The 22,317-nt window shown below is 34.9% G+C and carries 17 protein-coding genes; 6 read left to right on the forward strand and 11 right to left on the reverse strand.

Annotated elements, in window-relative coordinates; all coding sequences use genetic code 11:
- Nucleotide 1: 1 nt before the first annotated feature.
- Entirely contained in the window at nt 2–676 is a 675-nt protein-coding gene (gene rsmI, locus P8H68_RS09195; protein WP_300323829.1) for a 16S rRNA (cytidine(1402)-2'-O)-methyltransferase, read from the reverse strand.
- A 70-nt stretch (nt 677–746) separates the two neighbouring features.
- Nucleotides 747–1,757, reverse strand: a complete 1,011-nt coding sequence (locus tag P8H68_RS09200) for a Gfo/Idh/MocA family oxidoreductase (protein ID WP_300323832.1) — start codon at nt 1,755–1,757, stop codon at nt 747–749.
- Nucleotides 1,758–1,924: 167 nt separating this feature from the next.
- Here P8H68_RS09200 and aspS point away from each other — a divergent pair, with 167 nt between their 5' ends.
- The 3 genes from aspS to P8H68_RS09215 are packed head-to-tail and all read left to right on the forward strand — an operon-like array spanning nt 1,925 to nt 5,756.
- Nucleotides 1,925–3,700 (forward strand): aspartate--tRNA ligase, encoded by a 1,776-nt coding sequence (gene aspS / locus P8H68_RS09205; RefSeq protein ID WP_300323835.1) that lies wholly within the window; start codon nt 1,925–1,927, stop codon nt 3,698–3,700.
- Nucleotides 3,701–3,748: 48 nt separating this feature from the next.
- Nucleotides 3,749–5,521 (forward strand): chloride channel protein, encoded by a 1,773-nt coding sequence (locus P8H68_RS09210; RefSeq protein WP_300323838.1) that lies wholly within the window; start codon nt 3,749–3,751, stop codon nt 5,519–5,521.
- A 1-nt stretch (nt 5,522) separates the two neighbouring features.
- Complete coding sequence (locus P8H68_RS09215) at nt 5,523–5,756, forward strand: hypothetical protein (protein ID WP_300323841.1); 234 nt, start codon at nt 5,523–5,525, stop codon at nt 5,754–5,756.
- A 1-nt stretch (nt 5,757) separates the two neighbouring features.
- On the opposite strand, the gene P8H68_RS09220 is transcribed toward P8H68_RS09215, so the two are convergent.
- Both P8H68_RS09220 and P8H68_RS09225 read right to left on the reverse strand, forming a co-directional pair.
- Nucleotides 5,758–6,024, reverse strand: a complete 267-nt coding sequence (locus P8H68_RS09220) for a hypothetical protein (RefSeq protein ID WP_300323844.1) — start codon at nt 6,022–6,024, stop codon at nt 5,758–5,760.
- 70 nt (nt 6,025–6,094) lie between these two features.
- Nucleotides 6,095–6,544, reverse strand: coding sequence for a nucleoside deaminase (locus P8H68_RS09225; protein ID WP_300323847.1), 450 nt, complete (start codon nt 6,542–6,544; stop codon nt 6,095–6,097).
- Between the two features lie 113 nt (nt 6,545–6,657).
- On the opposite strand from P8H68_RS09225, the gene dxs reads away from it, so the two are divergent.
- Both dxs and P8H68_RS09235 read left to right on the forward strand, forming a co-directional pair.
- The gene (gene dxs / locus P8H68_RS09230; protein ID WP_300323850.1) at nt 6,658–8,442 is read left to right on the forward strand and encodes a 1-deoxy-D-xylulose-5-phosphate synthase; all 1,785 of its coding nucleotides are present in this window, start codon (nt 6,658–6,660) and stop codon (nt 8,440–8,442) included.
- A gap of 41 nt (nt 8,443–8,483) precedes the next feature.
- On the forward strand, nt 8,484–9,386 hold the full coding sequence (locus tag P8H68_RS09235) for a DUF3078 domain-containing protein (protein WP_300323853.1): 903 nt from the start codon (nt 8,484–8,486) through the stop codon (nt 9,384–9,386).
- 1 nt (nt 9,387) lies between these two features.
- On the opposite strand, the gene P8H68_RS09240 is transcribed toward P8H68_RS09235, so the two are convergent.
- From P8H68_RS09240 to P8H68_RS09265, 6 genes are all read right to left on the reverse strand, one after another.
- The gene (locus P8H68_RS09240) at nt 9,388–10,272 is read right to left on the reverse strand and encodes a type IX secretion system membrane protein PorP/SprF (protein WP_300323856.1); all 885 of its coding nucleotides are present in this window, start codon (nt 10,270–10,272) and stop codon (nt 9,388–9,390) included.
- Nucleotides 10,273–10,282: 10 nt separating this feature from the next.
- Nucleotides 10,283–13,723, reverse strand: coding sequence for a gliding motility-associated C-terminal domain-containing protein (locus tag P8H68_RS09245; RefSeq protein ID WP_300323859.1), 3,441 nt, complete (start codon nt 13,721–13,723; stop codon nt 10,283–10,285).
- Nucleotides 13,724–13,733: 10 nt separating this feature from the next.
- The gene (locus P8H68_RS09250; protein ID WP_300323862.1) at nt 13,734–15,068 is read right to left on the reverse strand and encodes a deoxyguanosinetriphosphate triphosphohydrolase; all 1,335 of its coding nucleotides are present in this window, start codon (nt 15,066–15,068) and stop codon (nt 13,734–13,736) included.
- Between the two features lie 118 nt (nt 15,069–15,186).
- Nucleotides 15,187–17,610 (reverse strand): ribonucleoside-diphosphate reductase subunit alpha, encoded by a 2,424-nt coding sequence (locus P8H68_RS09255; protein WP_300323866.1) that lies wholly within the window; start codon nt 17,608–17,610, stop codon nt 15,187–15,189.
- A 130-nt stretch (nt 17,611–17,740) separates the two neighbouring features.
- On the reverse strand, nt 17,741–18,712 hold the full coding sequence (locus P8H68_RS09260) for a ribonucleotide-diphosphate reductase subunit beta (RefSeq protein WP_300323869.1): 972 nt from the start codon (nt 18,710–18,712) through the stop codon (nt 17,741–17,743).
- A 429-nt stretch (nt 18,713–19,141) separates the two neighbouring features.
- Nucleotides 19,142–19,720, reverse strand: a complete 579-nt coding sequence (locus P8H68_RS09265; protein ID WP_300323872.1) for a DUF3109 family protein — start codon at nt 19,718–19,720, stop codon at nt 19,142–19,144.
- Nucleotides 19,721–19,823: 103 nt separating this feature from the next.
- Between P8H68_RS09265 and P8H68_RS09270 the strand changes: the two genes are divergently transcribed.
- A complete protein-coding gene (locus P8H68_RS09270; RefSeq protein WP_300323874.1) occupies nt 19,824–20,402 on the forward strand; it encodes a MarC family protein in 579 nt (192 codons plus the stop codon).
- Between the two features lie 57 nt (nt 20,403–20,459).
- On the opposite strand, the gene glmS is transcribed toward P8H68_RS09270, so the two are convergent.
- Nucleotides 20,460–22,310, reverse strand: coding sequence for a glutamine--fructose-6-phosphate transaminase (isomerizing) (gene glmS / locus P8H68_RS09275; protein WP_300323876.1), 1,851 nt, complete (start codon nt 22,308–22,310; stop codon nt 20,460–20,462).
- Nucleotides 22,311–22,317 lie beyond the last annotated feature (7 nt).

Here is a 22,317-nt window from a genome sequence, read left to right on the forward strand (position 1 = left end):
TTTATTTTTTTCCTTCTACCACCACTACAATTTCTCCTTTTAAGGTGTTTTTAGAAAAATGCTCTATTACTTCTGTAACAGTACCTCGTTTTGTTTCTTCAAACATTTTTGTCAATTCTCTTGAAACCGAAACTTGCCTTTCAGGGCCAAAATACTCAGCAAAATGGCCTAAAGTTTTCAGTAATTTATGCGGAGATTCATAAAAAATCATAGTTCTTGTTTCTTCTGCCAACAACATCAACCGTGTTTGTCTTCCTTTCTTAACGGGTAAAAAACCTTCAAATACAAACTTATCATTTGGCAAGCCACTATTCACCAATGCTGGCACAAATGCAGTAGCACCAGGCAAGCATTCAATCGCAACTCCTGCTTGAACACAAGCCCTAGATAATAAAAATCCTGGGTCAGAAATAGCGGGCGTACCCGCATCAGAAATCAAAGCAACAGCCTCACCAGATTGTATTCTTTGTACAATTCTATCCACCATTTTATGCTCATTGTGCATATGGTGACTCATCATTTGCGTACCAATCTCAAAATGTTTCAATAATTTACCAGAAGTACGAGTATCTTCTGCCAAAATTAAATCAACTTCTTTTAAAATTTTGATCGCTCGGAAGGTCATATCTTCCAAATTTCCAATAGGTGTCGGTACTAAATATAGCTTTGCTTCCAAGGAGTTTTATTTTGAAGCAAAGTTAACAAACATTTTGAAGCTCCCTACAAAAGGCAACTTTAGAAATCAATTAATCTTCCAAAATTTCAATTTGCTTTATAATTTGTTCTTGGCTAACAATAAATTCGTTGTCGTTTATAATAGCCTCAGCAACGGCATCAAAAAACTTTAGATAATTAGAAGCTTCTGCTTTTATTTTTTCTGTTTTCTTTTCCCCATTTTGAATTGTCGTTAGAACACCTTCTAGACCATCTGGCTCTATTCCAAACCCAATAGTATCTGGAGACATTTTTGTTTTCAATTGCTCCTCTTGAACATCCGTTCTATCTTTTACAAAAGAGCCTTTTTTTCCATGAAGTACAAATGACTTTTGAGCATCAGCTACCAGTAAACTTACCGTCAAAAAAACCTGCAATCCATTCTTATAATGCAAATGAAAAGAACCGTAATCGTCAATTTCAGTATTCAGTCTAATTTTATTTTTCACTTTTGACCATTTTTCAGGAATACCAAACAAGTCGATCGCCGCATCAATTATATGAGGGCCCAAATTATATAAAACACCACTAGCAGGCGCAGCTGTTTCTTTTGCTTTATTCTCTGAAATAGCAATATTATATCGATCATATCTAAAATGAACCTCTATCAAATCACCTAAAACACCTGAATTCACAACTTTTTTTACAGATAAAAAGTCACTATCAAAACGCCTATTCTGAAAGGGAAACAACTTGCATTTATTTTTCTTAGCTTCTTCAAAAAGTAATATTGCTTCCTCAGTAGTTGCGGTAAAGGGTTTTTCAACCAGTACATCTTTCTTTGCTTTCAACGCCTTCAATACAAATTCAAAATGGGTCGGACTCGGAGTATTTACGACAACAAGTTCCACCTCATCACAAGCCAACATTTCATCAACAGAATCAAAACTAACAATATTTGGATATTCAATAGCCGCATTTTTTTTGGTTCTTTCTACTATGCTGTGCAATTCAAAATCATCATGAATATTCAAAAAAGGACAATGAAATAAGCTTCCGGACATCCCAAAAGATAAGACACCCGTTTTAATTTTCTTTTTCATAAGTATATATTGTTAAGCTCAATTAGACGAATCTAACAAACTTATAAAAACAATTGATAATCTTAAGCTTATTTCTAGTAAATCCTTAAATTTGCACAGCCCAAATGGGAAACAAATTTTAAACGCATTTAGATAGGGAATTCCTATCTTTTTAAATAAAGTAATAGATGTATAGAAGTCATACGAACGGTGAATTAAATATTTCAAATGTTGGACAAGAGGTAATCTTATCTGGTTGGGTACAAAAAATACGCGACAAAGGATTTATGATTTGGTTGGATTTACGTGATCGTTACGGAATCACTCAACTAATTTTTGATGCTGATCGTACAGACAAAGCTATCATCGAACAAGCTAAAACTTTAGGAAGAGAGTTTGTGATTCAAGTGAAAGGATCTGTTATAGAACGTCAATCTAAAAATGATAAAATTGCTACTGGAGAAATAGAAATTTTAGTTTCTGAATTGACAATTTTAAACGAAGCTAATCTTCCTCCTTTTACCATCGAAGATGAAACTGATGGTGGTGAAGAATTGCGTATGAAATATCGTTATTTAGATATCCGAAGAAATCCAGTAAAAGACAGTTTGATCTTCAGATCTAAAGTAACTCAAGAGGTTCGTAACTTTCTATCAAACGAAGAGTTTATTGAAGTTGAAACTCCATACTTGATCAAATCAACTCCAGAAGGAGCTAGAGATTTTGTGGTACCTTCTAGAATGAACGAAGGTCAATTTTATGCTTTACCACAATCTCCTCAAACATTCAAACAACTATTAATGGTTGGTGGAATGGATAAGTATTTCCAAATTGTAAAATGTTTTAGAGACGAGGATTTACGAGCTGACAGACAACCAGAGTTTACACAAATTGACTGTGAAATGGCCTTTGTTGAACAAGAGGATGTTTTAAATATTTTTGAAGGATTGACACGTCATTTGTTGAAAAAAGTAAACAACGTTGAAATTGGCGATTTCCCAAGAATGACTTTTGATCATGCCATGAAAACTTATGGTAATGACAAACCTGATATTCGTTTCGGAATGGAGTTTGGAGAATTGAACGAAGTTTCTAAACACAGAGAGTTTAAAATCTTTGACGAAGCAGAACTTGTCGTTGGAATTGCTGTACCAGGTGGAGCAGTCTATACAAGAAAAGAAATTGATAAATTAATCAAATGGGTAAAGCGTCCACAAGTTGGTGCTACCGGAATGATTTATGCCAAATACAATGAAGATGGTTCTTTCAAATCTTCAGTTGACAAATTTTACAACCAAGAAGACTTGGCTGCATGGGCAGAAAAAACAGGTGCTAAACCAGGAGATTTGATTTGTGTTCTTTGCGGAGACACAAACAAAGTAAGAGCGCAATTGAGTGCTTTGCGTATGGAATTAGCAGAACGTTTAGGATTAAGAAAACCAGAGGAATTTGCGCCATTATGGGTCATAGATTTCCCTTTGCTTGAATTGGACGAAGAAACAGGACATTATCATGCAATGCACCATCCTTTTACATCTCCTAAACCCGGTCAATTGGAATTGTTAGATACAGATCCAGGAGCTGTAAAAGCCAATGCTTATGATTTAGTATTGAACGGAAATGAAATTGGAGGAGGATCGATTCGTATCCATGACAAAGCAACACAGGCAATCATGTTGAAACATTTAGGATTCTCAGAGGAAGAAGCTGCTGCTCAATTTGGATTCTTAATGGACGCCTTTGAATTTGGAGCGCCGCCTCATGGTGGTTTGGCTTTCGGATTGGATAGATTGGTTGCGATTCTTGCCGGAAAGGAAACGATTAGAGATTTCATCGCATTCCCTAAAAACAATTCAGGGAGAGACGTAATGATTGATGCACCATCGGAATTAGATGATGCTCAACTTACTGAGCTAAGCTTGAAATTAAACATTTTAGAAAAAGAAAATAACGAACAAGCATAAACATAATATCCTACTTTTCCAAGTGGGATTTTTGATTGATCACAGTATATGTCACCACAGAAAAAAAACCTGATTACCAAGTTTTTAATTTGGAAATACAAACATCTAACAAGCCAACAATTTATTTATATTGTTAGTATCATTATTGGTTTGCTTTCTGGTTTGGCTGCGGTTACACTTAAAAACTTAACGCACCTTATTCAAGAGGAAGTACATAATTATCAATCTGTTTTTTACATATTTCCTATCATTGGATTGTTGTTGACGCTTTTGATGATTAAGTATGTGATCAAACATAGGGTATCTCATGGAATCCCTTCAACACTTCATGCCATCTCAAAAAAGAAAGGCCTGATGGAGCGTTACAAAATGTATAGTTCCATTCTTACAGCTCCCATAACTGTTGGTTTTGGTGGATCTGTTGGACTAGAGGGACCTACTGTAGCTACCAGTGCTGCTATTGGTTCTAATGTATCTAGGCTGTTTCATTTGAACAGAAGTACACGAACTTTATTAATAGGAGCAGCAGCTGCCGCGGCCATGTCTTCAATTTTTAAGGCACCCATTGCAGCAATTGTATTTGCCATTGAAATTTTTAGTTTGGACCTTACCATGGTCTCGTTGATTCCTCTATTATTATCTTCGATTTCAGCTATTTTAACCTCTTATTTTTTCTTGGGAGATAATTCGATCTTAAGGTTTGAATTGACCGATAAATTTACCTTGATTGACACAGCCTATTATGTGGCTCTTGGAGTTAGCTGTGGTTTGATTTCTGTCTATTTTAGTAAAATTTATTTTTTGATTGGCGACTTTTTCTCAAAGGTTGCGAATCCATATAAAAGATTGTTGATAGGAGGTATCGGACTGGGGATCATTGTCTATTTTATTCCGCCATTATTCGGGGAGGGCTTCAAAACTATCAATAACCTATTAAACAACAATGTAACTGGAGTATTCGGACAAAATTATTTTGAAATTGTAACCGAAAACAATTGGTGGATCATCATATTTTTACTCGGTCTTGTGGCTTTTAAAATAGTCGCAACCTCAATTACTTTTGGAGCAGGTGGTGTTGGTGGAGTCTTTGCTCCTACTTTGTTTACAGGTAGTGTAACTGGATTTGTTTTTGCATTATTTTTCAATACTCTTAACATCTCAAGTCATCAATTATCAACAGGAAACTTTGCTTTAGTGGGAATGGCCGGTTTGATGGCAGGGGTATTACATGCACCGCTTACAGCAATTTTCTTAATTGCAGAAATTACAAGTGGACATGAATTATTCATCCCACTAATGATTACTGCCGCCATTTCATATCTTATCACTAAGAAATACATTCCTTTCAATATATATGCTGCAGAATTGGCTAAAAAAGGAGAATTAATGACACACGACAAAGACAAAAATGTGTTGATGTTGATGGATATTGATAAAGTCATTGAAACTAACTTCATCTCCCTATTGCCAGAAATGAAATTGGGATATGTTGTTAAAGAAGCTGTAGCAAAATCTTCTAGAAACAATTTCCCTGTGGTCAATGACAAAAATCAATACTTAGGAGTTGTTCTTTTAGATGATATCAGAGGTATTATGTTTGATCAAACGCTATATGATACAGTTACCGTGCAGGAGTTGATGCAAAATTCTAAAGGGATCATTGATTACGAAAAAAATACCATGAAAGAAATCATGAAAAAATTTCAAGATAGCGGTGCATGGAATTTACCTGTAGTAAAAAATGGAATCTATATGGGGTTCATTTCTAAATCTAGATTACTTACAGCCTATAGAAGAAAATTAATTGAAGTAACCAACTAAGATGAAAATAGCACTCAAACTTATTCTTTTAATTGTTGTTGGCCTCATTGGAAGCGGACTTTATATGAAAAGTATACAAGCGGAAAAAGCAGAATTCCTTATTGGAATTGGTGTTTCGGTTTTGGCTTTTGTTCTGCTGCCTTTATTTATTTACATTGGATACAAAGGAAAAGACTTAACTAGATATTCCTTTAAAAACATGCAAGGACCTGAAAATAAAAACGAAGAATCTTAATTTAATTCCTTAAAATATTTTTCTGATTTACGACCCTGTTTTTCGCTTCTTTCCAAGGCAGAAAACCATCACTATCAATAGTCAGCACTTTTATTTCTTTTGCAATTTTTGAACTATTTTTCATCGCTTCAAGATGCGCTCCACTTCGCACAAATTCCTTCATAGAATTCTCATCTTCCCATAAAGTCATCGTATAATGCTTTGTCCAAAAACCTATGTTTTTATTCTTTTTGCAGGTAGTGAACTTTAACTGTTTTACAATTTTCATGGCCTGCATTGACAATGAAAAAAAATAAAGGGGTCGTTTCAGTTCTATATAAGTAATGCTAAGTTTCATATCAATTCAAATTTCTTTTCTCAATAAAAAAACGTTTCAACAACAACGAACACTCATCTGCCAATATACCTTTTGTAACTTTTGTCTTAGGATGTAATACGGTTTTGTATTTTTCAAATCCTCTAACAGCATCGGAAGCACCAAAAACAATCCTCCCTATTTGCGTCCAATAGCTCGCTCCGGCACACATTTGGCAAGGCTCCAAGGTTACATACAAGGTACAATCCTTTAAATACTTACCTCCTAAAAAACCAGATGCAGCAGTAAAAGCTTGCATTTCTGCATGCGCTGTAACATCATTTAAAGCTTCCGTTAAATTATGTCCTCTCGCTATTATTTTACCATCACTTACAATGACAGCCCCCACAGGAACCTCATTCTTATCAAAAGCAATTTGAGCTTCTTGTAAGGCACGTTTCATAAAATAAGTATCATCAAAAGGATTTAACATAGGCCTAAGTTTGTTTTTATTAGTATCGATAAAAATAAAGAATTCCTTTAAGTTATAGAGACTTCTACGAATAAAACTGTATTAAATTATAGTATCTTTGTTTCGTTCAAATTATGACGAAAACCTTATTAAATAACATAGCAAACCCAGAAGATTTAAGGAAAATTGCTCAAAGCGATTTGCCTTTTGTTGCAAAAGAGTTGCGGGAATCAATTATTGATTTTGTTGCCACCAAAGAAGGACATCTCGGAGCCAGTTTGGGGGTTATAGAGTTGACGATTGCATTGCATTATGTTTTCAACACTCCTAAAGATTCATTGATCTGGGATGTTGGGCACCAAGCATATGCGCACAAAATATTAACGGACAGAAAAAAATATTTTCACACCAATCGCCAATTAAATGGTTTGAGTGGTTTTCCGAAAAGAACAGAAAGTCCCTATGATTCTTTTGGTACAGGGCATTCATCTACCTCAATTTCGGCTGCTTTGGGAATGGCCATGGCTTCTAAAATCAAAGGAGATTTCAACACCCAACATATTGCAGTTATCGGGGATGCTTCCATTGCCTCAGGTATGGCATTTGAAGGTTTGAATCATGCCGGAGTTACAGATGCCAACTTACTTGTAATTTTGAACGATAACGCGATGGGAATTGACCCAAGCGTTGGTGCTTTGAAAAAGTACCTCATGAAGGCTAAAATTGGTCAAAAAGCTCCCAAAGGAAATATGATTGAAGCACTAAACTTCAATTATTCCGGTCCTATTGATGGACATGATTTACCGAAATTAATAAAAGAATTAGAAAGGTTACGGAAGATTCAAGGCACAAAATTTCTTCATATAGTAACCACAAAAGGAAAAGGACTTAAACAAGCGGAACAAGAGCAAATAAAATACCACGCTCCGGGAAAATTTGACAAATTAACCGGCGAAATTTTACCCAAAAAAAGCGAAAATAAAGCTCCAAAATACCAAGATGTTTTCGGGTTGACTTTATTGGAACTGGCAAAACAGAATAAAAAAATAGTGGGAATAACACCCGCAATGCCAACAGGTAGTTCCTTAAAATATATGATTGAGGATCTCCCAGAAAGAGCATTTGATGTTGGAATCGCAGAGCAACATGCAGTTACCTTAGCAGCGGGAATGGCAACCCAAGGATTAATTCCTTATTGCACTATATATTCTACGTTTTTGCAACGTGCTTATGATCAAATAATTCATGACGTTGCCATTCAAAATCTACCTGTTATTTTTTGTATTGATAGAGCCGGTCTGGTTGGACAAGATGGAGCTACACATCATGGAGTTTTTGATATTAGTTATTTAAGGTGTATCCCTAACTTGATTATTTTTGCACCTCAAAATGAAATTGACTTAAGAAATATACTCTATACCGTCCAATTAGGGAAACTAGAAAACCCTATTACAATTAGATATCCAAGAGGAAAAGGAAACATTGAAAACTGGCAAATGCCATTCGAAGAAATTCCTATTGGGAAAGGACGTACTTTAAGAGAAGGTACCGCTGTTGCAATTCTTTCTATTGGAACCATAGGCACAAGAATCTCGGAGATCATTGATACTTTCCCGGAAACTGAAAAACAGAAAATTGCGCATTTCAACTTGCTATTTGTGAAACCTCTTGACAAAACTCTATTGGATTCAATATTTACCAAATTCGACCGTATTCTAACCATAGAAGATAACACTATCAAAGGTGGATTTGGAAGTTCTATTATTGAATTTTCTCAAGAAAACAACTTCGCTAACAAACGAATCAAAACACTTGGGATTCCAGATGAATTCATCGAGCATGGTACCACTTATGAACTTTTACAATCCATAAACTTAGACAACGAAGGTATTAAAACGGAGATCAAAAATATTTTATAACAATTTGGCACTTTTTTTGATATCTTAGATTTTTCAAAACCATGAGACAAGCCCTATTTACAACACTATACCTGCTATTTACCTTTTCGGTATCCGCACATGTTGAAATAGATTCACTTACTCCGGTAAAAAAAGAAAAAGTAACCACTACCCAATGGGCTTTTAAAAAAACATTAGGACTTTTAATGACTCAAACGTCCTTTGTAAACTGGAGTGCCGGGGGAGAAAATTCTATTGCAGGAATAACTACCGTTGATTTTGAATTCAACTATATAAGAGATCGTTTGTTTTGGAATAACCGCTTCAATAGTCGCTTTGGTCTAAACAAAGAAAACGGTGAACCTACAAGGAAAACAGATGATGTTATAGAATTTATTTCAAGTTTTGGGTATCGAAAAACAGCCACTTCAAATTGGTATAATTCTGCGCGTTTCAATTTCAGGACCCAATACGCTCCTGGTTACAAATACCCAAACAGAGAAGATTACATTTCTAAATTCTTTGCCCCTGCATATATATTTGTCGGTGTGGGATCGCAATACACCTCACCAGATAAAGATTTCAAACTTTACCTTTCTCCATTAACCAATAAAACTACTTTGGTGTATGACGAAATTTTATCCAATCAAGGTGCATTTGGTGTCAACAAAGGCGAAAGATCAAAAATAGAGTTTGGAATCTTGACCACTGGTGAATGGAAACATGACCTTATGGAAAATATTGTCATGAACAATAAATTGATTCTTTATACGGATTACCTAAATGATTTTTCCAATATTGATGTAGACTGGGAATTGAACTTACAGCTTATCGTAAACAAGTTTGTAAAAGCCAATATTGGTACTCATATTGTTTTTGATAATGATGTGGTTGATAAGGAAACAGGAAAACCAGAAATCCAATTGAAACAGCTTCTAGGGGTTGGTATCGTCTACTCTTTCTAAACTACCAAACGAACCTAACCACAAACTCATGAGTTCCGGTTGAAACAACACTATAGTCTGATGTCACTGATTCATACGCATAACCAAAGGAAGTCTTTTTAACCACTTTCAACATCACAGAACCAATTATAGAAGTGTCTACTCTATAAGTTAATCCAGCCTCAATTTTGTTAGAAAAATCAGCTACTGCAGAAACATCTAACAACATATCTTCATTTGAAACAAACCTTGAAAATACAGAAGGTGTAAGATCAATATTTTCATTGATCTTAAAAGTATAGCCTCCACCTACATACACATGAAACTTTTCTTCCACACTTTCAGATATGATCGCGCCTGTATTATCTAATTTAGGACTTTCGATTTCAGAAAGAATAAGATTTGGAGAGGATACGTTGATAAAATATCTCTCCCCCTTTAGATAAGCTCCAACTCCCATTTGTGGGCTAAAAGTACTTGCATTACTGCTAAATAAAGGATCATTTACTCCCAAAGAATTATAATCTATATTATGAAACGCTCCACCGGCTTTCAATCCTAAATAAAGATTTGTCACTGCATCCATTTGTAGTTTGTAAGAGACATCAACTACAACACTGGTCTCCTTGGTAATAAAAACCTTGTCATTGACCAATGAGGCTCCGATCCCCAAATTCTTTTTTAAAGGCATAGAAAAGGAAGCATACTGGGTAGTTGCTGAATCATCAAAATCAGAAGCTTGTTTTCTAAAACCCAAACCAATTTCAGAGTCTTCCGACACCCCTGCATATGCTGGGTTTAATATATTCATATTGTACCTATACAATAAATAATTTGGAGCCGTTTCTTGAGCATACATTGCTCCACCAAGAAGGAAAAATCCAAGTATAAATTTAATTTCTTTCATCTCTTTAACTTTAATATTTTAAATAAATCCAACCTTTTTTAACATAGGCCTCAGGATAAAAATCTGCCACAGGTTCTCCTGATTTCAAAATATACATATAAGAACCTACTGGTAATTTTTGCATATTTCCAGGTATATTGGAATCCCCGGTAAAGTCATTTTTATAAGGCTTCGCTTTATAGACCAATTGACCAGATCTGTTATAGATCTCCAATTCGTTATTTGGATACATTTCTTCTAATTTTTCTATGACCCACTCATCATTGATTCCATCATTATTCGGTGTAAACCCTTTGGGTTGTATTGGGTCAATCTTGATGTTATCATCACAAATATCTCCAATATTATCTTCATCTACATCCAATTGATCTGGATTAAAAACAAGTGGACAATTATCATCATCATCAAGGATATCATCATTATCATCATCCGTATCACTCGCATCCCCCTCTCCATCATTATCCGTATCCAACTGATCAGGATTCGAAACCAAAGGAGAATTATCATTGAAATCTAAAATTCCGTCATTATCATCATCATCATCACAAACATCACCCATACCATCATTATCAGAATCCAATTGATCTGGATTAGCCACCTCAATACAATTATCATCTTTTGCATCCAAACCATCATTGTCAATATCCAAATCTACTTCTAATAGCACACCTATTGTCTTTGTTTCACTTGAAGATGTAACTGAAACCTCTAAAGAATAAGTTTTAGTCTCATATTCTTCATTCGGTGTTACTGTAAATTCAAAAGATCCATTGGAATTCATTGTGATTGGCGACTCTGGACTAAAAGTAACTACTGAACCTGTTGGATTTCCTGAAACTGACACAGCTACAGCTTCATCAAAGCCAGCAAAAACCTCATAATCAACTTGGAACGATACTGCTTTTGTTTCTAATATTTTAGTAGAACTCTCTGTTGTTGACAAGGCAAAAGTTGGCGTGGTAGCGGTAAAAACTCCCGAAAACAAACCTCTTCCATGTGTTGCCGCCATAACAGCATATCCATCTGCCCTATATTCAAAATCTGTAACTTTCACATCACTCATTCCGTTATAAGACTGCTCCCAAGTCGGACTCGCATCATTCCAATTAGTAGTCTTCCATACTCCTAATTCAGTACCTATAATTACCTCACCAGATTCAATTGGGTTTGATAAAATTGCTTTTACCGGAATATCCGGTAAATCGCCTTCTTTTTCACTCCAAGTGGCTCCACCATCTTTAGAATACCAAATACTAGAAACACCATAATTATGAAAAGAAACAAAAATCTCATTTTCGCTATTTCCAAATTCAACATCTGAAATACTTCCTAAAAAATTAGAATCTGAAATATCTGTCCAAATAGGATCTGTATTGGCATTGGTCACTTTCAACAACTCCCCTGTTTGGGTTCCAACTAACAATGTAGAACTTGTTGTAGTATAATTAGAAACAGTAATCGCTGTAGGTGAACTCACCAACAAATCATCAGTTAAAGAACGTTTCAAGGCTGATCCAGTAGAGGAAATATTTAATAAATTGGAATATCTATATAATTTAGAAGTACTTCCTGAAGAACCATTCGTATATAATATATCCAAATTAGAGTCCAAAGCAGCTTGATTTATAAAGTCACCGTCATTTTCAGAATCACTATTGATAGTTCTCCATTCATTTAAAATAAAATTATACAAACCATATGAATTGTTGTACACATAAGAAACAATCAAATATGAGGCACCTACTTGATCTACGAAACAAGCGGCTCCATCTCCTCCACTTATATCGATAGAATTTTGACTGGTTGGATCTGAAAAAAAAGGCGTCCCGTTATCTTGAGTTCCTCCTAAGAAAAATTCTTCAGAAGAATTTGGTCCCATTGCTGTGTAATAAAACTGAGTAACATTGTAATCAGAATTCACTGAATTTGTTGTTGAACTTGTTGTATTTGCCGTAGAAAGGGATGAACAGTAATAAACACCACCATCATTTCCAAAAACTGCTTCATTGGAAGCTCCAGGCCTAAAAGTCATCGCATGTTGATCTGCATGAACTACGGGAAAACCACCAGAAATTCCAGAGTGCCATTTAGATATCTGACTCCAACTACTTGCACCATCTATCGATCTAAACAAATTAATCCCACCAACATATAAAATATCATCATCATTCGGATCGACTTCGATCATTAAATCATAAAAATCTTGTCCTCTTGTAAAATCATTTTCAGGGATATCTGGATCAGCATCATTGGGCTTTGATAATTCCGAAACGGAACTAAAACCATCAGTAGTTCCATAGATATGAGGTCCACTAGAAGTGGTACCTTGAGTTAGCGCATATAGTTTATTAGCATTAGAGTTGGACACCGCCAATTCAACTCTATTCGAATTTGCTAAGGTTGTCATCAAACTCCAATTTTCACCATCAACGGAACTAAAAACAGCACCTGCACCGGAGAACCCAAAATCTGGAGTCGCAATACATCCTAACCAAAGTTTATTGTCAGCTCCGATCTCAATATCATTTGGAATATAATAAAAAGTAAAACTACTTATAGTATAAGCCATGGAAGCATCCGATATACGAGACCATGAGTTTCCACCATTAATAGACCTATACAATCCTGCTGATTGAGGCCCCAAATTATTGTTAGGGTCATTAGAGTCTCCATAGAAATGACTTCCGACACCTACAAAGATCTCGGTGTTAGTTCCATTATCCCAAGCCACAATATCATTGATATAATAAATTCCTTCTAAGAGTTTACTAAAAGTACCTGATAAATCACCAGGTCCTTCTGCTACAATGTTTATTTGTTGCCAACTCGAACCTCCATCCGTTGTTTTATAAACTCCATTTCCAACAGCTGCCCCAAAAGTATATTGTTCACCTGTACCCAAATACCAAGTACTGCTATCTCTAGGGTCTACAGTAATACAGGAAACATTCATATTACTGGGAACTCCAGTAACTTGAGTCCAACTCGCGTTTGCATTTGTAATATCTAGATTTACCCATAGTCCACCACTCACGGCACCAGCATAAACTTTCTTATGAGTTGTATCATTTGGATCAAACAACAAAACTCTAGTTCTACCACCAACATTATTTGGTCCTCTTTCTACCCATTTATTGTCCATTGCATCTCCGGGTACTTTTTGTAAAGGGCCTCTTTTGGATAATTTTTGCTGTAGTTGTAAAACTTTTTCTGGTTCTGGTTTTCCTGTAGATGGGTTCATCGTCAATTCCCATTCACGTTCAAAATATTTATTAGGTGGTAAACCTTGCCCTTTCCTTTCCTTCTTCGATAACTTAAGCGTATGTTTGAAGGGTGAATTTTCTAAAAACTCAATGTGCTTTTGTTTTGAGTCTTTAAAAATATCTCTATTAAATTGAAAGAATGCGAAAACAAACAACAATAGACCCGCGACACTTAATATCTTTTTCATAGCTGTTCTATTAAATTGCGGTTCCACTAATTTTTTTATGTAACAAGATGGCATATCCATCAGACATCCCTGCGATATAACTGCAAACCATCATAATTCTATCATAAATTGAGTCGGAAAGATTTCTACAACTTTCAGGCAACAATTTAAAAATCAATTTATCATAATTAGAAGGTTCCCCTGCATACATATTATTCGTTGCAGTAATAAATACATCCAATAGATCTGCAATTATCTTATATCCGGCCACTTCCTTTTCAACAACATTATTACTGTTGTATATCTTATCAATACTAATTTGAATAATATCGTTTATTTGTGCTTCATACTTACATTTATCCAATAAAGAAACTCCATATTCTCCTTTTAAAATGGCTTCTTCATTTTCTAAAAATACTCGAACAGCTTCTTGTATCAAAGTTCCAATTGCCAAAGCTCTTAGGTAGCTTACACGTTCTTTTTTATATTGTAAAGAATTATACTTTTTAATATCAATTGTATCCTTCACCAACTTTATCAAATACTCCAAAGCAAACTCCTCTTCAATCAGCCCTAGATTAATTCCATCTTCAAAATCGATAATAGTATAACAAATATCATCCGCAGCTTCTACCAAAAAAGAAAGAGGATGTCTATTATAAGCAAGATCTTCTCCTCCCCTTAGTGCTTTTAACCCCAAATCATCTACTACATCCTTAAAAAACTCTTTTTGAGATTGAAAAAAACCATATTTCTTATCAACAATATGCTTTGTTGGTTTCTTGGGAAGAGATTCTTTTGGATACTTCATAAAAGCACCTAAAGTAGCATAGGAGAGCCTAAGACCAGAATCCATGTTTCCTTCTGATAAAATTTTGAATCCATTTGCATTCCCTTCAAAATCGACGAAATCTTGCCACTGTTTATCGGTTAAATGCGACTTGTATTGCTCGCCATCTCCTGATTTAAAATATTCACCAATGGCTTTTTCACCACTATGCCCAAAAGGCGGGTTTCCAATATCATGACTTAAAGCGGCTGCGGCTACAATAGCACCAAAATCATTGAATGTATATCCCAATTCTTTTAAATGGGGATATTTTTCAATTACTTTCTGTCCTACGATTCGCCCTAAAGACCTTCCTACAACAGAAACTTCCATACTATGGGTTAATCTTGTATGTACAAAATCTGTTTCAGAAACGGGTATTACCTGTGTTTTATCTTGTAAACTTCTAAAGGATGATGAGAATACAATTCTGTCAAAATCAACTTCAAAACCTAATCTTGTTTCATCTTGTTTATTTCGTTCTCTCTTCTCTTTATCTCCAGCCCTTTTTAAGGACAGTAACTGCTCCCAATTCATGTTTAGTCTTTGTTTTATGGTCTTGCTAATATACAATTTGATATCTTATAAATTCTTTCCTTAAACAAAAAAAGGAACTCATAACAGAGTTCCTTTTTTTTATTTATTTTGATATCAATTAAGATCCACACATCTCACAATCGTCAGGATTGTTTTGAGATTGAATAATCATTTGTTTTAATTCTTCTGCTGTTAATGGAGCATCTTGAACAGTTTCTGCTGCTACCGGTGCTGCAACTCCCGGAGCTTCAGCTTTTTTATCTGTAGCTAAAGAGAATTTAATTGCATTTACTGCTGATTTCGTTCTCAAATAGTACATTCCTGTTTTTAATCCAGATTTCCAAGCATAAAAATGCATTGAAGTTAACTTAGAGTAATCCGCATCTTCCATAAACAAGTTCAATGATTGAGATTGATCAATAAAGTACCCTCTCTGACGAGACATATCAATAATATCTTTCATACTCAATTCCCATACTGTCTTATACAAGTCTTTAATATCCTGAGGAATCACATCAATATGCTGGATAGATCCATTTGCTCTCATGATATCTTCTTTCATTGCATTGTCCCATAACCCAAGTCCTACTAAATCTTCTAACAAATGCTTGTTTACAACGATAAACTCACCAGACAACACTCTCCGTGTATAGATATTAGACGTATAAGGTTCAAATGCTTCGTTATTTCCTAAAATTTGAGAAGTTGATGCCGTTGGCATTGGAGCCATTAGTAGTGAATTACGAACTCCATGTTTTTTAACATCTTTACGCAACTTAACCCAGTCCCAATTACCACTCAATTCTGTTTCAGAAACCCCCCACATATTAAATTGGAATTCTCCTTTAGACATTGGAGAACCTTCATAAGAAGAATATGGTTTATCAACTTTTGCAATCTCCATAGAAGAAGTTACAGAAGCAAAATACAATGTTTCGAATATTTCTTGATTTAATTTTTTAGCTTCATCAGAAGTAAAAGGCATACGTAACATGATAAAAGCATCTGCCAATCCTTGCACTCCTAAACCAACAGGTCTATGACGCATATTAGAATTTTCAGCCTCTTTTATTGGATAGTAATTTCTATCAATTACAGTATTTAAGTTTCGTATAACTTTCTTCGTGATTTTATACAGTTTTTTATGATCAAAAAACTTCACCCCTTCTGCATTTTCAGAAACGAACATAGGTAAAGAAATAGAAGCTAAATTACATACAGCAACTTCGTCTTTGGCTGTATACTCCATAATTTCTGTACATAAATTTGAAGAACGAATCGTTCCTAAATTCTTCTGATTCGATTTTCTATTTGCTGCATCTTTATACAACATATAAGGGTTTCCTGTTTCAATTTGAGATTCTAGAATACGCTCCCAAAGTTCACGTGCTTTGATTGTTTTACGCCCTTTTTGTTTTTCTTCGTAACCTACGTATAATTTTTCAAACTCATCACCATAAGTATCATACAAGCCTGGACATTCATTTGGACACATTAACGTCCAGTTTCCATCTTCTTCCACACGTTTCATAAACAAATCTGGAATCCAAAGTGCTAAGAATAAATCACGAGCACGTTTCTCTTCAGCTCCTGTATTTTTACGTAAATCTAAAAAGTCAACTACATCTGCATGCCAAGGTTCTAAGTAAATAGCGAAAGAACCTTTACGTTTTCCTCCACCTTGATCTACATATCTAGCAGTATCATTGTACACTTTTAACATTGGAATAATTCCATTTGAAGTACCATTTGTACCTCTAATATAAGAACCTGTAGCTCTTACATTATGAGCAGACAAACCAATTCCTCCTGCCGATTGAGAAATCTTAGCTGTTTGTTTTAATGTATCATAAATCCCATCAATACTATCATCTTGCATCTGCAATAAGAAACAAGAAGACATTTGTGGTTTCGGTGTACCTGAGTTAAACAAAGTAGGCGTTGCATGCGTAAAAAACTTTTTACTCATCAACTCATACGTTTCAATGGCAGCTTCAATATCTTCTTTATGAATTCCAATAGCCACACGCATCAACATATGCTGTGGACGTTCAGCTATTTCTCCATTTAATTTCAATAAATAAGAACGCTCCAAGGTTTTAAACCCGAAATAATCATAGTTAAAATCTCTACTATAAATAAGTGTTGAATCTAATAAAGCAGCGTTGTCTTTAATAATTTGGTATACATCATCTGCCAATAAAGCAGCATCATTTCCCGTTCTAGGGTTGATGTATGTATACAAATCATCCATTACTTCAGAAAAAACTTTCTTTGTGTTTTTATGTAAATTAGACACAGAAATACGTGCCGCTAATTTTGCATAATCAGGATGAGCCGTAGTCATTGTAGCCGCAATTTCAGAAGCTAGATTATCTAACTCAGAAGTAGTTACTCCATCATACAAACCTTCAATTACTCGCATAGCAACCTTAACCGGGTCAACTAATGGATTTAATCCATAACAAATTTTCCTAATTCTAGCAGTGATCTTATCGAACATTACTAATTCCTTCTTCCCGTCTCTTTTTACTACGAACATCTTTGTGGTTTTTTTGATTTGTATTTTTTAACTCTAGGGGCTAAAATCCCTCCTCCAGCTTCTTAGGGCCGAATTAACTTATTAAAATTTCTCTAATTTTTTCTTAGAGAAAATATGTATTCGCTATTATTTAAAAATCAGCGTCAAAACTGATTGCTCCTGTACCTCCAGATTTCACACCTGCTTTTTGGTACTCAGATACTCTTTTCTCGAAGAAATTTGTTTTCCCTTCCAAAGAAATCATATCCATAAAATCGAATGGATTTGAAGATCCATACACTTTATCACATCCAAACTCTGATAAAAGTCTATCCGTAACAAACTCTAGATATTGAGTCATTAATTTTGCATTCATCCCAATCAAACTAACAGGAAGTGATTCTGTAATAAACACACGCTCTATATTCAACGCATCTACAATAATCTCTGTGATTCTCTCTTTAGGAACTTTATTTACTATGTGATTGTTATGCAAATGCACAGCAAAATCACAGTGCAATCCTTCATCTCTTGAAATCAACTCATTTGAAAACGCCAATCCAGGAAGTAATCCTCTTTTCTTCAACCAGAAGATTGAACAGAAACTACCCGAGAAGAAAATCCCCTCAACCGCAGCAAAGGCAATCAATCTCTCTGCAAAAGAATCAGACTCTATCCACTTCAAAGCCCACTCAGCTTTCAATTTAATCGCAGGGAAAATTTCAATAGCTCTAAATAATTGATCTTTTTCAGACTCATCTTTCACATAAGTATCAATCAATAATGAATATACCTCTGAATGAATATTCTCCATCATGATTTGAAATCCATAAAAGAATTTCGCCTCAGAATACTGCACTTCAGTCACAAAATTCTCGGCTAAATTTTCATTTACAATTCCATCAGATGCGGCAAAAAACGCCAAAATATGTTTGATAAAATAACGTTCATCATCGCTTAATTTCGTTTCCCAATCAATTACATCTTGGTGTAAATCTATTTCTTCAGCTGTCCAAATACTAGCTTCTTGTTTTTTATACCATTCCCAAATATCTTGGTGCTGGATAGGAAAAATCACAAATCTGTTGTCATTCGGCTGTAAAATAGGTTCTATTTGAGACATTTTTTAAAGAATATTTTAAGGAAGTAATTAAATCATTTTATTGTGCTTCACAAAGATTGGAAAAATTGCCGCTAAATGAAAGTCTTACTTATTCACAAAAGCATGAAGTTCTTAACAATACATGTAAAAAACTCCTTTTTTACGATTTTCAACACACATCACAAAAACCTATATAACAAGCATTTAACCTACACAAAAACAGCTAAACTACTGATATTACAAGAGTTCAAAACTCCTGCTTAAACCTAGAAAATCAATAAAAAAAATAAAGTTTTTGGAGAATCTAATCGATTCAAATTTAAAGAAAAACAACTATCAAAACACAGGAAAAAACCCATCTAAAACGACGTGAAATCTACATAATTACGACCATAATCGATCCTCTAAACAATATCGCAACACTTTCTACGACACGCTATTTTTGTTACATTATTTTGACTTATTTTTAAGTCCTTCTGCAACTTTTTCCAACTCGGCATACCAATCTTCCCCAAATTTTCTAATCAAGGCTTGTTTTACAAATTTATAAACTGGAACCTGCAACTCTTGACCCAAAGAACAGGCATCATCACAAATTTCCCATTTATCATAATTCACTCCTGAGAATTCAGAATATTCACGAACACGAATGGGATATAAATGACAAGAAACTGGCTTTTTCCAGCTTATCAAACCACTATTATAGGCCTCTTCAATCCCACAAAGAGCAGTATTCTTATCATCAAAAATAACATAAGCACAATCTGCACCATCTATTAAAGTTGTTTCATGTTCACCATAATCGTTTGTCGTATAAACACCCTGTTCTTCAATTGCTTTTATTCCTTCTTCTCTTAAAAAAGGTTTGACGTCTTTATAAATATCTTTCATGATTTGCAACTCACTCTCCTCTAAAGGAGCGCCTGCATCACCTGCAACACAACACTCTCCTTTACACGCAGAAAGATTACAAACAAAATCCTTTTCAATGATATCTTCTGATACTATGGTTTTTCCTAACTGAAACATGACGCAAAAATACTGATTCAATTGGAAAAAAACCCATGGATTTCTTCAAAATTAATTCGCTTTTATTTTTTGTAAATTCACATAACACCTATAAACCTTCTCCATGGAATTCAATTTGAAAGAAATATTCACTGCCTTTATGGTGCTTTTTGCTGTCATTGATGTTATCGGAAACATCCCTGTGATCATAGATCTAAGGAAAAAGTCAGGAAAAATAGAATCTGAAAAAGCCGCAATAATCTCTGGTATTATTATGATCCTATTTCTTTTTCTTGGAAAAAAACTGCTTACCTATATCGGTATTGATGTCAATTCTTTCGCTGTTGCAGGTTCCTTAATTTTATTTTTCATTGCTTTGGAAATGATTTTAGGAATCAAATTATACAAAGATGATGAAAACGCAGCCAACACAACCTCCATTTTCCCAATTGCATTTCCACTAATTGCCGGACCTGGAAGTCTTACTACATTATTATCCCTAAGAGCCGAGTTTCACATACAGAATATTATAATCGCTGTACTCATCAACATACTGCTGATTTATACTGTATTAAAAACCTCGGTTTATATTGAAAGACTGATTGGAGATACTGGAATTCAAATCATAAGAAAAATATTTGGTGTCATTCTACTTGCTATTGCCATAAAACTTTTCACCACCAATATTCAAGAATTATTTTAAAACAAAAATCCCGATACACAGCCGTATCGGGATTTGTTTATTTTATGAAAATTGCTACTACTCTACAGTAACAGATTTTGCTAAATTCCTTGGTTGATCTACGTTACAACCTCTTAATACAGCCACATGATATGACAATAACTGCAATGGAATTGTTGTCAACAAAGGACTCAAAGCCTCATCTACCTCTGGAATCTCAATAACATGATCTGCCATTTCTTTGACAGTTACATCTCCTTCGGTAACCACAGCTATTATTTTTCCTTTACGTGATTTAATCTCTTGGATATTACTCACCACTTTTTCATAATGCCCTTTGTTTATTGCTACCACAATTACGGGATAACCATCTTCAATCAAAGCAATAGGACCGTGTTTCATTTCAGCAGCCGGATAGCCCTCTGCATGGATATATGAAATCTCTTTTAACTTCAAAGCTCCTTCTAAGGCAACTGGGAAATTATACCCTCTCCCTAAAAACAAACAACTTGGTGTTTCAGCAAACTCAGAAGCAATATTTTTAATAATCTCATTTTGTTTCAGTAACACCTCCACTTTTGATGGGATCAATTCCATATTTTGAAGATACGCATGAAAATCAGAATTCGCCAAAATTCCTTTTTCTTTCCCTAATTTCAAAGCCATCAAGGTCAGCAAGGTAATCTGTGTAGTAAATGCCTTTGTAGAAGCCACTCCAATCTCTGGACCCGCATGTGTATATGCACCTGAATGCGATTCACGGGCAATAGAAGACCCAACGACATTACAAACACCAAACACATAAGCTCCACTTGCCTTTGCCATTTTAATAGCCGCTAAAGAATCAGCAGTTTCACCAGATTGAGAAATAGCGATCACTACATCTTTCTCAGTAATGATAGGATTTCTATAACGGAACTCAGAAGCATATTCAACTTCAACCGGAATTCTAGCAATGTCTTCAAACAAATACTCTGCAACCAAACCAGCATGCCAAGAGGTCCCACAAGCAATGATAATAATTCTATTGGCATTTTTAAAACGATCGATGTATTCTTCAACACCGGCCATTCTTATAATACCTTCATTAGCCAACAACCTTCCTCTATAAGTATCAACAATAGCTTTTGGCTGCTCAAAGATTTCTTTCAACATAAAGTGATCAAAACCTTCTTTCTCTATTTGAGCTAAATTTAATTTTAAAGCATGAATTTCTGGCTCCACCGAAGAATCATCATGTATTTTACGCACTTCAATTGCTTTCCCCTTCTCTACAATCGCAAGCTCTTCGTCCTGCAAATAAATTGCATTTTTAGTATACTCAATAAATGGAGAAGCATCTGAGGCAATAAAAAACTCTTCGTTATTTTCACCAATCCCGATAGCCAAGGGAGAACCTAATTTTGCCGTAACAATTTTTTTGTCATCTCTTTTATCAAAGACTGCAATAGCATAAGCTCCAATCACGTCATTCAAGGCCAACTGCACTGCTTTTGCCAATGGACAATTTTCTTGAATCTGTACTTCTTCAATTAGATTTACAAGGACTTCAGTATCCGTATCACTTTTAAAAACATAACCTCTCTGAGTTAACTCCTTTTTAATAGTGTCGTAATTTTCAATAATCCCATTATGAATTATCGTAATATTTCCTGAATTTGAAACATGAGGATGAGAATTCACATCATTAGGAATACCATGTGTAGCCCATCTTGTATGCCCTATACAAATATTTCCTTTCTGATTCTCTTCACTCACAATTCCCTGTAAGTCAATTACCTTTCCTTTGGTTTTAAAAACAGTTGATTCGCCGTTATTATACAACATCAAACCGGCACTATCGTAACCTCTATATTCTAATCTCTGTAAACCTTTTATAACAATAGGATAGGCAGCTCTTGCTCCTATATACCCAGTAATTCCACACATAGCAATG

The sequence above is a fragment of the Flavicella sp. genome (assembly GCF_029238425.1).
In the GTDB taxonomy this organism is placed as follows: domain Bacteria; phylum Bacteroidota; class Bacteroidia; order Flavobacteriales; family Flavobacteriaceae; genus Flavicella.